Genomic DNA, 13,476 nt, shown 5'->3' on the forward strand with positions numbered 1-13,476 from the left:
GGTGTTCGATTCCCGGTGTACTCGGCGTGTGGGTGGGTCAGTGGCCGCGAAAGGCCGGACGGCGGCGTTCGAGGAAGGCGGTGACGGCCTCGTGGTGGTCGTCGGTGGCGCCGAGCCGGCGCTGGATGACGGCCTCGCGTTCCAGCGCCGCCGGCAGGGGAAGGGAAGCGGCCGACCGGAGCAGTGCCTTGATCTCCCGGTAGGCGGCGGTGGGGCCCCCAGCCAAGGAGCGGGCGAGAGTCAGTCCTTCGGCCGCGGCGGAGCCGTCCGGTACGACGCGGTGGACCAGGCCCCAGCGTTCGGCGTCCTGCGAGGAGAAGTGTTCTCCCAGAAGCATGATTCCGGCTGTCCGTGAGGGGCCGAGCTGGCGGGCGAGGGCGCGGGCCACGCCGGAGTCCGAAGCCAGGCCGATGCCGGTGAAGGCGGTCGCGAAGCGGGCGCCCTCGGCGGCGACCCGCAGGTCGGCGCCGAGCACGATGCCGAGCCCGGCTCCGACGCAGGCGCCCTCGACGGCCACGACGAGCGGGATCGGCAGCGCGTGCAGCTCTTTGATCAGCGGGTTGTAGTCGTTGGGAAGGTTCGCGAAGGCCGTGGCCGGTGCGGTCTTCAGCAGTCCGGCGTGTTCCTTGAGATCCTGGCCGACGCAGAAGTGCTTGCCGCGCCCCGTGATCAGGGCTGCCCGTACCCCACCGCGTGCGGTGTCCGTGGTGAGGCGTCGCGCCGCCATGAGGAGTGCGCTGCGCATGTGCGCGTCGAGCGCATTGCCTGGGGCGGGTCCTCGCAGCTCGATGACGGCCACGGCATCGGTGACGTCGTACGCCACCCCGTAGGGGGCAGGGTGCCCCGGTCCGTTCTCCTCAGCCGGGAGGGCAGGGCTGTCGTTCATTGCCATCGGTGGAACACCTAACCTGTCTTTCTTGCGGCCCGGCTCGCCGCGGGCGACCTTCTCCCGCAGCAGTGTGGGGCCCGGGTACGGCCTGTACGAGTGAAGTGGCGCTCAGGTCGAGGTGCCACGACATGCCGCCGCCAGCTCCGTAGGCGCTCCGGCGACCCCGGGCAACAGCCCGCAGGGGGATTCATCGCTGGCCAGCACGACCGCACCGGGCGGCTTTTGGCCCGGAACAAAGTCGGGCACCTGCGCCAGGGACGAACGGACACGCACCATGCTCGACTCGCTTCTGAAGCGGCGGGGCCCGGGGCCGTGCTTCCGGGCACTTGACATGGCAAGCGTGAACAGCGGAGGCCAAACGCTCAACAGTTTGGAGAATTCGGCGACAGATCGCTGCAATCCGACGTCCGGCACGGCAAGCCGTCTCCCCGCCTGGTCGTTCGGCCTCCTGTCACGAGACGGACAGCAGGGAGTCCGTCAGGCGCCGATGGCTTCCGTTGGTCACAGATCGGACACACGGGGTTGTCGGGCCCACCGACCGCCGAGGCGGTCCGTGAAGGCTGCTCCCCGCACCCTCCGCCAGAGCTGCCCCGCGTCTCGCCCGCTCCGATCGAGGGAGACCATGTCCAGGACTCACTCCCACACGGGTTGTTGACGTGGCTGGCGGCGGTTCTCGCACTGCTGACGGCCGGCTGTTCGGGAACGGCCGAGGGTGCGGAGACCGGTCTCTGCCACGAGAAGGGTGGCCGGTCGGCGAATGGGCGGCCGAGTCGCTGGGCCCCGGGCTGCCTTCCCCCAGGCCACCAGCGACGCGAGCACCGGGAACGAGTCCGGAAACATGGCGCCTGCACCGGCGTCCTCATGGCCGCGTACCTGGGCGCGACTCTGTTTCGAGGCCGAACTGCCCGAGGACGTCGGCCAAGAGGCTCCCTCTGCCAGGGTGTTAATCAGTTCCTGGAGTGGGTCACGGCCGCCCGCAATGCCGTGCTCAAGGTCTGCCAGGGCGCCGTCGAGGGACGACGAATGACCAGCCAGACGCCGCCGGTACGGCCCTGCCAGGGAGGAAGCGTGGTCAAACGCCACGCGAGAACGCGACATCAGTTTCCCGGAGAAGGTTCTCCAGATAGTCATGTGCCCGCTGTGGACGTGTCAGCGGGCCCGCCTGTCCGGCCCACAGATTGACGTAGTCGGCCAGTCCCTGGGCACCAGCCGCTCGCCGGATCGGCAGCATCAGTGCGTTCTGCAGCGGGTAAGGAGGGACATGGTCCTCCAAGGCGGCCATCTCCTTCATGAACCGATTGGGCAGTGCACGAGCGTGGCGTCCGGAGAAGAGCCTGGTCAGTACCGTTGTACGGGCCTGTGGGCCGTGCAGCGCCGCCTTGTGCACAGTGCTGGCTCCCGACTCCTCCGTCACCAGGAAGCCGGTGCCGATCTGTACCCCGTGCGCACCCAAAGTGAGTGCGGCGGCGACACCGCGCCCGTCGGCGATGCCCCCAGCGGCGATGACCGGGACCGTTATGGCATCTGCGACCTGGGGCACCAGCGAGAAGGTGCCGACGAGGGACTCCTCGACCGGAGCCAGGAAGGAACCGCGGTGACCACCCCCGTCGCTGCCTGCGGCGACAACAGCGTCCATTCCGGCCGTCTCAAGGGCGACAGCCTCGTCGACCGTTGTCGCCGTGCCGATCGTGACGATCCCGCGCCGACGGGCCTCGGCCAGGATCCTTTGCGGTGGAACACCCATGACGAAACTGATCACCGGGGGCTGGGCTTCCAGGAGCGCCTCCGCCTGAGCCGTGAAGTCGTGTACGGTCGGCAACTGCCGGGGAGGGGTCACGCCGAGCCGGTCGAAATACGGAAGCAAGGGCGCGAGGTGGGCCTCGAAGTCAGCCCCTTCGAGGCGCAGTTCGGTCTCCCCCGGAAGCGGCACCCACAGGTTGACCGCGAAGGCCTTGCTCGTGCTGTCCCTCAATTTCCTGACCAGGGCCGGGATCTCCTCCGGGGCGGTGATGTTTGCACCGAAGGAACCCAGCCCGCCTGCTTCGGCGACCGCGGCGGTCAGGCGAACCGAGGACAGCCCGCCGCCGAAGGGGCCTTGAATAATCGGGTGTTCGATGTTCAGCAGATCCAGCAAGCGGTCGTTCGCCCAAGCCCGTCGGGTGGTACTCATTGCGGTGATCTCTCCTTGACAGTTCATAGAAACCGGAACGACTATCGCCGACCCGGGCATCGGCCGACAAGGGCCGCCAGGCGCGCGGGAGCAGGCCGCCGCCGGCCAGGGCGGGGTCCGTCTCCGGAACACCCCCTGCCGAATGCAGCGGCAGCACACCGGCCCACAGGCCGAGTGCGGCATCGGGCCCGTCCCGTCCTCCGGGGACCCAGTGCGCGGCTTCAGCGCGGGCTCCAGCAGCGACAGCGCGAGCAGGGCCGTGGCAGCCAGTTCTTTGCGGCTGGGCTGCCTTGCGTAGTCCCACTGGCCTCCCTGCGGCTGTCCGACCGCACATCGATGGCCATGTAGGCGCCACCGGCCTTCAACACCCCCAGCAGGACGACGAAGAGGCCCGTGGTGCGGGGCAAGGAATGCACACGGAGCGGTGAGCCCGGCGCCGAACGCTGACGGTGGTACCTGTGCAAACAGGTGTCTGCGCCTGGAAGTTCCGTCGGCAATGCCGCAGACTGCGCTGCGTGCCGTGCAGGCCTGCGCAAGCGACGACGTGCAAGAAGTAGGCCGTCCAGCCGCAGGCCACCTTGCGGGCGACGTGGCCGACCGCTCTCTCTCCTTCGCCCTGACCGGCAGGAACACCAACGACTGCACCCGGTTCACAGCGGTGATTTACGCGATACGGGAGCCCGGCTCGGGCCGGGCCGGCCGCGCATCAAGCCTGATCAGGTCATCGGCGGCAAGCGTTGCTGCTCGTCGATCGCGCGGAGCGTGAGCCACCCGCAGGCCGGCCGCGGCCACGGTGGCGATCGTGGTGTCCGCGATGAGGGTGCGGCAGGCAGGGTCGGACATGCCCTCACTCTACAGTTGTAGAGTGAGGCTCTACAACTGTAGAGAATGCCTGAACGAACTGAGGGGTCTTCCATGCCGAAACGTCACGCGGTGGTGGTCGGGGCCGGAATAGGCGGCCTCACGGCCGCCATCGCACTGCACCGCCGCGGCTGGCACGTCACCGTCTGCGAACGCGCCCCCGAACCGCCCACCACCGGCGCAGGCATCGGTCTCGCGCCCAACGCCCTGCGCGCACTCGAAACCATCGACGTCGACGCCGCCCACGCCGCCGGCCGCGCCGTACCCGCAACCATGGGCCTACGCCGCTCCGACGGCCGGTGGCTCACCCGGACCGCCACTGCCGACATGGCAGCCCGGTACGGCATGCCCCCGATCGCCGTCCCGCGCCCGGCCCTCACCGCCGCTCTGTCGGCCGCCCTGCCGCCGGAGGCCCTCCGCTACGGCACCGCCGTGATCGCCGTCGACGACGCCGCGGGCCGTCCGGCCATCCGTACGGCAGTCGGCCCGGACCTCACGGCCGATCTGGTAGTCGCCGCCGACGGCATCCACAGCCCACTGCGCCGCGCGTACTTCCCCACCCACCCCGGCCTGCACTACATCGGCGAGACCGCCTGGCGGACCATCGTGGACGCCCCGGACCTCCGGATACCGGCCATGAGTGAGACCTGGGGACGGGGCGAGCGGTTCGGCGTGACCCCGCTCTCCGACGGCCGGTTGTACCTCTACGCCACCGCAGTCGTCCCGGCCGGCACCAGGTCGGCCGACCACCGCGCCGAACTTCGCCATCGCTTCGGCTCGTGGCACGACCCGATTCCGGCCCTGCTGGACCGCGTCGGCCGCCTCGACCCCTCCGAGGTCCTCCGGAACGACCTCTACGATCTGACCGCCCCGCTCCCGCGCTTGCACCACGGCCGGATCGCCTGGCTTGGCGACGCCGCCCACGCCATGGCCCCCAATCTCGGCCAGGGCGGCTGCCAAGCCATCGAAGACGCGGTTGTCCTCGCCCACCTGCTGCCCGCTGGAGACAGCGGTGACAGCTCGGACTCCACCCCGGCCGCCCTCGCCGCGTACACCGCCGCCCGCCGCGACCGCGGCGACGCCGTGCGCGTCCGTGCCCGCCGGGTCGGCCGCCTGGGCGCACTCCGTAACCCGCTCGCGGTGGCGGCCCGCGACCTCGCGGTCCGAGCCACCCCTGCTCGCCTGGCCGTGCGCGGTATGGACGACCTGTTCAACGGCTTCCGCCTCCCCGAGTAGCAGAGACCCGTTGGGTTCCTTCGTCAAGTCCCGCCTGGCCCGCGGCGGACGTCACGGCATCTCGCTTCGCCGTCGCACGGCAGCGTGACCTGATTCTCGCCCTGTACACGGCGCACTCCCCCGTGTACAGGCAACCCACAGGTCCCTATTCGCTTCCTTCGAGTCGTGAGGGGCGCCCGGTACGGACGGGGCGCCCGCGCTCGAAGTGCGAGGAGGGACTCTTGATCCATGCCCGGCGAATAGGTGTCACCGCTGTGGCCGCGCTGGCGGCACTGGCGGGCTCAGTGGGACGGGCGCAGGCCCAACAGCCATTCCAGGTAAAGCCGTTGACCGTGAGAGCCGACAGTGCGCTGCCGCCGGGCTGGCGCGTCACCGGGGAGGGTGTCGCGCGTGAGCTGGTCTGGCGGTCGGACAGGGCCGTGCCCATGGGCGACGCCCGTGTCGAGTTCCATGCGGACGGCCGGCTGCTCGGCGTGCCGAAGGCAGCCAAGGACGGCCGCACGTTCCGGCTCACCCTCGACGACGCCGGTCCGCTCAGGAATCTTCAAGTACTTGCGGGTGGACGCCGGTTGGACGCGCCCACGGAGAACTCCGGCAAGGACCCGAAGAATTCCCTGGCTGCCGCCCAGCCCCCCGCCCAACTCCCGGCGAATTCCGTGGACCCCGGAGAGCCGGGCTCGTACCGCACGGTCACCGGGAAATACGACCTCGCCCCGGTGAAGCTGCCCGGTTTCGCCCAGCCGGTCGAGATGCAGGCCGTCGTCGTCGCGCCCACCGGCGCCACCGGCAAGCGTCCGCTCGCACTGTTCCTGCACGGTCGCCACACCACCTGCTTCAAGCCGGGTGGGTCCGAGGACGACGTGACCGGTCAGTGGCCCTGTCCGGCGGGCATGAAGTCGATCCCGAGCTACAAGGGCTACCTGCAGGACCAGAAGCTGCTGGCCTCCCAGGGCTACGTGACGGTGTCGATCTCGGCGAACGGAATCAACGGCCAGGACTGGGAGGCTGAGGACGGCGGTGCGCAGGCGCGCTCCTCGCTGGTACGGCAGCACCTCGCCAAGTGGGCCGCCTGGGCGGCCCACCCGAACAGCGCCCCTCCGGCCGTGCCCGACGCGGCGAACGCCGACCTGTCCCGCGTCCTGCTCGTCGGGCACTCGCGCGGCGGCGAGGGTGTCAACCGGGCTGCCATGGACAGCCTCTACCCCCCTTCGGCCGCTGAAGACGGCTACCGTGGCCCGGTCCGCTGGAAGATCCGCGGAACCGTCCTCATCGGACCGACCATCTTCGGCCAGAATCCGGTCGCCGACGTACCGTCCACGACGATCCTCCCGGGCTGCGACGGCGACGTCTCCGACCTCCAGGGCGAGGTGTACGTCGACGGGACGCGCGGGATCAGTCGCGGCGCCGCTCTGCACAGCGCCGTCTACGTGGTCGGCGCCAACCACAACTTCTTCAACACCGAGTGGACGCCGGGCAAGTCGGAGGCGCCCTCCTTCGACGACTTCTGGGACGACCCGGATGGGCGCGACCCCGTGTGCTCCTCAGGGACGCGCACCCGGCTGACCCCCGACCAGCAGCACAAGGCGGGTGCCACCTACATCGCCGCCGCTGCCCGGCTGTTCGTCGGCGGCGACGACCGGGTGCGCCCGTTGCTGGACGGCTCGGGCCGGCGCGCCCCCTCGTCCGACCCGGCCCGCGTGCTGACCCACGCCGTCGGCGCCCGCCGCACGGGCGGCTTCCTCCCCGACGCCCCGGTCAAGGTGACCGGCGGCAGGCTGTGCTCGGCGGTCCACCCCGACCCGGCCGTGGCCTGCCTGGGCACCGGTGCCAAGGGGTCGTCCCCGCATTTCGCGCTGTGGCAGACGGAGAAGGAGGCAGGCCGCAGGGCGGTCGCCCTGAAGTGGTCGGCGCCGGGCACCGCGACGAAGGTACGCCCCGCCGCACCGCTGTCCCTGGCCGGCGCCAAGAAGCTGGCACTGCGCCTGGTAGTGCCGCCGAACACGACCGGCGCCAAGCTGGACGTGGCTGTCACCGACTCAGCCGGCCGCCGCGCCGAGCTCGGCCAGGTGAAGGTCGACGGGCTGCCTGGCACCGAGCGCACCGCCTCCTACTGGGCTCGCGAGCTGCGCGTCCCGCTGACCGCGGCCACCCGGGCCGGTCTCGACCTCAAGCACGTCAAGTCCCTTCAACTGACTCCGCGTTCACGGTCCGGAAAGGCCTGGCTGATGGATGCCTGGGGCTGGGCTCCCGGTACCCCGGGGGTCAGGGCGGCGGCGCTGCCGCGCGTCGACATCGGTCGGCTCAGGGTCCAGGAGGGCGACTCCGGCACCCGCACCTATCACATCCCGGTGCAGGTCTCCGGGCACGGCAGCGGCAAGGTCCGCTTCTCCGTCCTCGACCCGGACACAGGTCAGGCCAAGGACAAACTGGTCACCGTACGGCCCGGCAGCAATCCCATCGACGTCCCCGTAGTGGTGAAGGGCGACACACGCTTCGGCTACGACGAGCAGCACGACCTCCTCGCAAAGGCCGTGCGCGGCGCTGTCGTCGGCTCGTACCGGGGCGGAGTCACCGCGGAGAACGACGACCCCGCGCCGAAGGTCACCCTGACGCCGGTCGCGGACCGGGTGACCGAGGGAGAGACGCTGACCTGGCGGATCTCCCTCTCCCAACCTGCCGATGTGGACATCTCGCAACCGGTGCAGGTGCTTCCGGTCACCGAGGGCACCGAGCTGTCCACGAAGGACGTGGCCGCACAGTGGCTGCTGGACCACGCCGGTGAACTCCCCGATCCGGAGCGCCCGCTGTCCGAGGCGAACCTGTGGGTGTGGACGGACATCCCGGCCGGGACCACCACCGCCGAATTCATCGTGCCGACGGTGAAGGACCGGCTCGCCGAACCGACCGAGTCGGTACGCCTCGCACTGACCGACTTCGACGGCGAGCCGCTTCCCGACCGCCCGGTCCTGACGGGCACGGTGGTGAACGCACCGTAAAATTGCGCTGAGTCGGGGGCATGGACCACGTGGTCCATGCCCCCTGCCTGTTCGCAGCGACACCCGGATCCCGACCGATGTCATCCCGGTCGAACAGGGGCTGCATTTCTGATCCTCGAATGGGCTTCAGAAGTGGCGTGACGCCGGCGGCGTACAACAGAGCGTGTACGCCGGCAGGTTCGCAAGCATGAGCAATCAGCGCTCAAGGCGTCTCGATGCTTCTTGCGTACCGGTGACGTCAACGCTCTGAGTTGGTCCCCTTTTCCGCCTTGCGGAAGGCCCCATCCCCGCCTGGCCGAGGGCGGTGGGACAAGGCGGCGATGAGGGCGAGCACCAGCAGCAGCCGGTCGCGGTCGCCGCCGGGCTGTCACGGTGGTCACCCCAAGGAGCGAGCCCCTTTCTGATCGGCGGCCTACCCACCTCCTGAGCGTCCTGGGCACGACCCACCACCCGGTCATCACCCGATCGGTGACCACCCATGAAAAGGCTCACTGGCAATCAATACATTGTCCATCATGGGGAGTCATACAGTTACACCCAACGCACTTGACACTGAGGCAGGGGTGTCCTCAAACAAACCGCAACGCGTAATTAGCATATTTTAGGTCCTGTGTAAATATGAATCCAAGCACTGTCGTGAAATCTTCGGAAGTGACGCTCTGAGTAACAACTGCTCTCGATGCGCGCAGCGCACTTGGCTTTTATGGCAGCACCTAACTACGTTGACCCGACAGGATTCCATGACCGCCGCCGATCAGATCATTGCCTGGACCGTCCTTGGATCACTCATGGTGTCCCTCTCACTGCTGGCTGCGCTCGTTCTCCTCGGAGTCATTCGAGAGACAACCAGGAAGCTTCGCGACAGGGGCGAGCGCCGCTGACCGAGTGCTCCAACCAGGACCGCTTCTTCAGCGTCGACCGCCAGCCCGTCGGCCTGCCCGCTCGGGCTCTGCCACCAGGGCGTGAGCTCATGCCGTTCCGCGGCAGACCACCGGGCGCGCAGGACCGTACCAGTGGCGAAGTCGCTGAGACAGAGCCATTCACCGGCGACAGCCACGCCGTTGGGCCAGATCACATCACCGGGGACCTCGTGCGCAGCGACATCTGCTCCGACCACGAGGGAGCCACCAGGAACTGTCGGCTCTCCCCGGAAAGGCCGGTAACGGAGCATCCCGCCAGCAGCTGCCCCGCCGGACCCACGCCCAGATCATTGAGCCCGTGACATGAGGGTCCGTCAGGACCTGCACGACGCGCTCTGTGCCGGGGCGGGGATCCAGTTCCAGGCGCAACGCCTCGAAGTCCGGGTCGGGCAGCAAGATCGTCATCCCACCATTCGGCGATCCAGGCCCCTGCCCTGTCAGTGCAGACCTCTGCCCTGAGCGGCAGGCCTCCGGCTGCCGCATCCGCCCGCTCGGCGGCCCTGGCCCACCTCGCCCGGCACGCCCGGCACGCCCGGCACGCCCGGCACGCCCGGCACGCCCGGCACGCCCTGCACGCCCTGCACGCCCGCTGCGATGTCCTGCCGGTACACATGCGTACCTGTCATGACTTTGGGCAGCGTTTGTCAACTGACTCCGAGGGGCTGCCCCATGCTCGAGGGGCTGAAGGACCTCACCGGTAATCTCTTTCGAGGCCGAGAGCCTCACATTCATCCTCGGTGATGCTGTCTGCATCCACACCCTCGAAGCCGGCATAGCACTCGACCTCATCACCCTTATCATTTCCGGCCACGACGGTGAAGATCTTGAGCAACCTCTCGTTGCCGATCCGTACGCAGAGCCCGGGAAAGGGCGGGAATGGCAATTCGACCCCTTTACTCCATTGCGCCGCTTGCGCGAAAGTGATGAGGTTCACTCGAACCGACGGGCGAATTTGCATGCGGGGCGTGGTAGGGGCGCTTTCCGCGAAGCCAAACTGTTCAACCTTGGAAGCAGTGACCGCAGTATTTTCCTGGCCATCGAATTCGACGACGCAGGTCACGCTACTATCGGCGTCATCGAAAATAACCGTCCCGATGTTCAGAACTTCGTAGGTGTCGATACGCACACCAAGGCCAGGAAAGGGTGCGAACGGCAAGTCCACATTGCGCACCCACGTCCTATCCGCCGCTGACAGAACGAATCGTGTACTGAAGGTCTTGGTCTGGTCATGATCCATGGTGGGGAGACTGCCGGATTGTTTGACGAGATGTCAAACCGTCCCGCTCCCATGGGGTGGACGAGCATCTTTCAAGATGCGGCGCGTGCCCATCCGCGAGTTGAGTAATCAAGGCTCGGACGCCGGGAGGGCGTCAGCCGGGCTGTCCGACTCAGGCTCGTGTGCTGGCGAGGCAGCCGAACGACTCATCGGAGGCGATGGCGACGCTGTTCTTCTCCTCGCGTTCGGTGAGGACCTGAGAGGAGTTCGGCTCCATGCCGGTCGAGCTCCATGTGTTGGGTCGGGGACGGGACGCCGAGCACTGTTTCCAGTGCCGGTTTTCCCGTCCCCGCCCGCCGAACCGGACGGGCCCGTCTCATCGATGTTGCCTGGCGTGCTGATCTGCGCTCCTGGACCCGCATCTTCGCCGGGTTGTAGAGGACGACCCGCCCTAAGGGAGCGTTTCGGCCTCGGACTTGGTGCCGTGCACTGGCACGACGCATGAGGACCAACCCGGCGGACATGTGCGAGGACGAGGACACCACCCGTCCCAGCGAGGCGAACGGGTCGTCGGGACTGCCCGATGTCCGCTCCTCGCAGGCGCCGTCCACACACAGCCGGATCCTCGCCGCGTCCCGGCCGCCGAAGTCGGCGAGCCGCCACACGGCGAAGACCTGCGAGTCCGCGTCGGCCTCGGTGCACGGCGCGTCCTGACCGAGGAACGAGCATCCGGTCAGGGTCGCCGCCAGCAGTGGTGTGATTCCTGGGGCTCTGCTACTCGTCGATCGCCGCTCCGAACCGCGCATTGGCCACGGGCGCCCCGAGGCGTGCCCCGTCATAGGTCCACGTGCCGTGGGCGACCAGGCCCGACGACGACGGTGGGATGACCCACACGAAGCCGTCGTTGGTGTTCTCGCCCGGTGCCGCCGCAAGCAGGCCGAACAGGCCGTCCTTGTTGGCGTCGACCAGCCGTACCTGTCCGCCCCAGCGGTCCAAGGCCTCCGCCCCGCCGGGGATGTCGGGGTGGTTCTGGTCGAAGCTGCGCGCTCCGGTCGCCGTCAGCCCGCCCCGTGCGCCACGCAGCGCCCAGACCGCGCCCGCGTCGAAGACGGAGCCGATGTCCTCCCCAGGCGCGCCGATAGCGAGGTCCGGCAAGCCGTCGCCGTTGGTGTCGCCGGAGGACATCTCGGCGCCCCACCGGTCGCCGGCCTCGGCTGCGCCCGGAACGCCCGGGGAGTCCTGCGTCCACGTCTGCGCCGGGGTCGGGTCGAGGCCGGAGAGGTCGCCCTTGCCCAGATAGACGGAGACGGATCCGCCGACGGGTGAGCCGACGCCCGTGTCGCCGATGGCCAGATCGTCCTGGCCATCCTGGTTGAAGTCGCTGGAGACGACCGCGGGACCGCCGTCGAACCCGCCGCCATCCGCCAGCGCCTCGACGCTGGGTGCGCCGTGCAGCACCTGGGTGGCGCCGATGCCCGGCTGGTCGCCGGTGGTCACCCCGGAGATCGCAAGGTCCGCCCAGGAGTCCTCGTTGTAGTTGCCGTGGCTGAGACTGCGCAGGGCGAAGCCGGTCTCCAGCGGGGTGGCATCCAGGGCCTGGACTCCGTTGTCAGCCGCTTTCAGCTGCTGGGCCGCCGCTCCCGGTGGGGCGGTGAAGAACAGCAGCGTGTCGTTCTCCAGGACGGCAATGCTGTCGCGCGGGTTGGCGTCCGGGTCCGACGGGTCCGGGGCGAAGAAGCGTGCCGCTTCGATCGCCCGCCCGAAGTTCGCGCCGGCCCGCAGCTGGCCGGGATCCTCCAGCCAGGTGCTGTCGGCCCCGTGCAGCCCGGTCGGCGAGCCCCAGAAGACGATGGCGCCGCCCGCGTTGGACAGCCCGGCCAGATCCTCGCCCGGGATGCCGACGATCGCGTCGTCGTAGCCGTCGTTGTCCAGGTCGCCCGAGGCCACAGCCTGCCCGAAGCCGTCGCCGGCCTCGGCACCGCCCGGGACGCCCGAGGTGTTCTGGTGGAGGACGCTCTTCTTGGTGGTGCTCAGACCGCTCGACGAGCTGTACTGCACGGTGACGTAGCCGGCGCCCGTGGCGCCGCTCACCGTGGCGCCCGGGGCGCCGATCAGCACATCGTCGAAACCGTTGCCGTCGTAGTCGCAGTTGCGCTGCTGCCAGCCGATGGACGGAAAGGGCGTTGCGGCCTGTGCGGCGGGGGCCGCCAACACGGCGCCGCACAGGGTGAGGGCCGCCACGGCCGTGAGGGCCGCGCTTGTGAAATGACGCACAGGAGAACCTCCTTGGTCCCCAAGGTTGCCCGCGGCGTCCTGCTCAGCCGCGATGGACTGTGCGTGGGGGGTTGGTCGGCGGGTGAGGTGCGTTAGTCCGTTCCCCGGGCGAGAGGACAGAAACAGACCCGTGCGGGTGCCTGAAGCGTCCAGGCTTGATGCCGACAGGGCCGTAGCGGAACGGCGCGGATCGTCTGCGCCGCCCCTGTTGGTTGGTGCGGTTGAGGACAATGCCTCTTACTTCTCACCTCGAAGACACCCGAAGTTCGTCCAGGGTTGTACGCCTCGTGGCGGCAAGCTCGTGCTCGATGACCTGGCCGCTGCGCATCCCGGCGTGTCCAAGGTCTGGGCCGGCGGTGATTACCAATGCAGGCTCTTCGGCCATGGCGCTGGGCTGGGCATCGATGTGGAAGTGATCCAGCGACCCGCGGGGGAAGGGGTTCGAGCCGTTGCCGAAGCGGTGGGTGATCGAGTGGGCAGGCGAGCACCGAAGTCCCGCGGACGGCCCTGGGGTCAGGCGGCGGCGTTGCTGGAGGTGAAGGCGCGCTCCGGCGGTGCGTGCAGCGTGTCCCGCTCCTGGGCACTGAGTCCGTCCAGGCCGGCGAGCGTGTTGTGCATCTTCCGGCGGATCACGTCGCTGGCACGCTCGCCGTCGGCGGTGAGGACGACGTTCTTGACACGCCGATGGGAGGGTCTGGGCTCGCGGCGTACCGGGCCGCGTATCTCCAGCCGGTCGATGATCCCGGTCATGTTGGAGGCGTCGCAGGTCAGCGTCGTGGCCGTGACGCTCATGGAGGCGGGCCCCCGGCGCGGCACGTTGAGTGTCCTGCCCTGGCCGGCCGTGAGGTTTCGCCCGCAGCGGCGGCCGCGAAGTCGCCGCGCAGGCAGCCAGCGACGCCGGGAACAGCTCCATG

10 protein-coding genes and 1 pseudogene are annotated in these 13,476 nt (G+C 69.1%); 3 read left to right on the plus strand and 8 right to left on the minus strand.

Annotated elements, in window-relative coordinates:
• Positions 1–37 precede the first annotated feature (37 nt).
• From ACZ562_RS29185 to ACZ562_RS29195, 3 genes are all read right to left on the minus strand, one after another.
• Entirely contained in the window at positions 38–892 is an 855-nt protein-coding gene (locus ACZ562_RS29185) for an enoyl-CoA hydratase/isomerase family protein (protein ID WP_471185047.1), read from the minus strand.
• A 1,069-nt stretch (positions 893–1,961) separates the two neighbouring features.
• Positions 1,962–3,059, minus strand: a complete 1,098-nt coding sequence (locus ACZ562_RS29190; RefSeq protein ID WP_471185050.1) for an NAD(P)H-dependent flavin oxidoreductase — start codon at positions 3,057–3,059, stop codon at positions 1,962–1,964.
• Positions 3,060–3,722: 663 nt separating this feature from the next.
• Positions 3,723–3,902 carry a hypothetical protein gene (locus tag ACZ562_RS29195; protein WP_471185053.1) on the minus strand — a complete coding sequence of 60 codons (180 nt, stop codon included), beginning with the start codon at positions 3,900–3,902 and terminating at the stop codon, positions 3,723–3,725.
• 72 nt (positions 3,903–3,974) lie between these two features.
• On the opposite strand from ACZ562_RS29195, the gene ACZ562_RS29200 reads away from it, so the two are divergent.
• Positions 3,975–5,156, plus strand: a complete 1,182-nt coding sequence (locus ACZ562_RS29200; RefSeq protein WP_471185056.1) for an FAD-dependent oxidoreductase — start codon at positions 3,975–3,977, stop codon at positions 5,154–5,156.
• Positions 5,157–5,377: 221 nt separating this feature from the next.
• A complete protein-coding gene (locus ACZ562_RS29205; protein ID WP_471185059.1) occupies positions 5,378–8,152 on the plus strand; it encodes an alpha/beta hydrolase in 2,775 nt (924 codons plus the stop codon).
• A gap of 1,357 nt (positions 8,153–9,509) precedes the next feature.
• On the opposite strand, the gene ACZ562_RS29210 is transcribed toward ACZ562_RS29205, so the two are convergent.
• From ACZ562_RS29210 to ACZ562_RS29220, 3 genes and pseudogenes are all read right to left on the minus strand, one after another.
• Positions 9,510–9,698 (minus strand): hypothetical protein, encoded by a 189-nt coding sequence (locus ACZ562_RS29210; protein WP_471185062.1) that lies wholly within the window; start codon positions 9,696–9,698, stop codon positions 9,510–9,512.
• Between the two features lie 65 nt (positions 9,699–9,763).
• Complete coding sequence (locus ACZ562_RS29215; protein WP_471185065.1) at positions 9,764–10,309, minus strand: hypothetical protein; 546 nt, start codon at positions 10,307–10,309, stop codon at positions 9,764–9,766.
• Between the two features lie 178 nt (positions 10,310–10,487).
• Positions 10,488–10,584 (minus strand): annotated as a pseudogene (locus ACZ562_RS29220) (IS21-like element helper ATPase IstB); the annotation flags it as partial.
• 205 nt (positions 10,585–10,789) lie between these two features.
• Between ACZ562_RS29220 and ACZ562_RS29225 the strand changes: the two are divergent.
• Positions 10,790–11,002: a hypothetical protein gene (locus tag ACZ562_RS29225; RefSeq protein ID WP_471185068.1), complete on the plus strand. Its 213-nt coding sequence runs from the start codon at positions 10,790–10,792 to the stop codon at positions 11,000–11,002.
• A 60-nt stretch (positions 11,003–11,062) separates the two neighbouring features.
• Here ACZ562_RS29225 and ACZ562_RS29230 read toward each other — a convergent pair whose 3' ends face one another.
• Complete coding sequence (locus ACZ562_RS29230; protein ID WP_471185071.1) at positions 11,063–12,562, minus strand: FG-GAP repeat protein; 1,500 nt, start codon at positions 12,560–12,562, stop codon at positions 11,063–11,065.
• A 513-nt stretch (positions 12,563–13,075) separates the two neighbouring features.
• The gene (locus ACZ562_RS29235; protein WP_471185074.1) at positions 13,076–13,354 is read right to left on the minus strand and encodes a MarR family winged helix-turn-helix transcriptional regulator; all 279 of its coding nucleotides are present in this window, start codon (positions 13,352–13,354) and stop codon (positions 13,076–13,078) included.
• Positions 13,355–13,476: the final 122 nt, after the last annotated feature.

The organism is Streptomyces sp. NPDC040410 (genome assembly GCF_055595715.1).

What these genes read in the sequence shown, in the direction of transcription:
- ACZ562_RS29215 (WP_471185065.1), bottom strand. Translation starts at nt 10,309, where the DNA reads ATGGATCATGACCAGACCAAGACCTTCAGTACACGATTCGTTCTGTCA.
- ACZ562_RS29235 (WP_471185074.1), bottom strand. Translation starts at nt 13,354, where the DNA reads ATGAGCGTCACGGCCACGACGCTGACCTGCGACGCCTCCAACATGACC.
- ACZ562_RS29185 (WP_471185047.1), bottom strand. Translation starts at nt 892, where the DNA reads ATGGCAATGAACGACAGCCCTGCCCTCCCGGCTGAGGAGAACGGACCG.
- ACZ562_RS29225 (WP_471185068.1), top strand. Translation starts at nt 10,790, where the DNA reads ATGAGGACCAACCCGGCGGACATGTGCGAGGACGAGGACACCACCCGT.
- ACZ562_RS29200 (WP_471185056.1), top strand. Translation starts at nt 3,975, where the DNA reads ATGCCGAAACGTCACGCGGTGGTGGTCGGGGCCGGAATAGGCGGCCTC.
- ACZ562_RS29210 (WP_471185062.1), bottom strand. Translation starts at nt 9,698, where the DNA reads ATGACAGGTACGCATGTGTACCGGCAGGACATCGCAGCGGGCGTGCAG.
- ACZ562_RS29195 (WP_471185053.1), bottom strand. Translation starts at nt 3,902, where the DNA reads ATGTCCGACCCTGCCTGCCGCACCCTCATCGCGGACACCACGATCGCC.
- ACZ562_RS29190 (WP_471185050.1), bottom strand. Translation starts at nt 3,059, where the DNA reads ATGAGTACCACCCGACGGGCTTGGGCGAACGACCGCTTGCTGGATCTG.